The sequence below is a fragment of the Burkholderia sp. SIMBA_051 genome (assembly GCF_046534915.1).
Classification (GTDB): Bacteria; Pseudomonadota; Gammaproteobacteria; order Burkholderiales; family Burkholderiaceae; genus Burkholderia; species Burkholderia ambifaria.
On record NZ_JAWRXS010000824.1, the window covers coordinates 1 to 239 of the forward strand.

Here is a 239-nt window from a genome sequence, read left to right on the forward strand (position 1 = left end):
CCATACACCAGCACCGTGATGCGGTCGGAAAGCGCGAACACCGCCTGCATGTCGTGCTCCACCAGCAGAATGGTGTATTGCCCGCGCAGGCGTTGCAGCAGCCGCGTCATGGCCTCGGATTCATGCTGGCTCATGCCGGCCATGGGTTCGTCCAGCAGCAGCAGGGTCGGCTGGCAGGCCAGCACCATGGCCAGCTCCAGTTGCCGCAGCTCGCCATGCGCCAGCGCGGCGGCGGGGGT

At 67.4% G+C, this 239-nt stretch carries 1 protein-coding gene; it reads right to left on the reverse strand.

Annotated features, from left to right (window positions below; translation table 11 throughout):
* A partial coding sequence (locus SB771_RS36750) for an ATP-binding cassette domain-containing protein (protein ID WP_410722253.1) occupies nt 1-239 on the reverse strand: 239 nt, incomplete at both ends.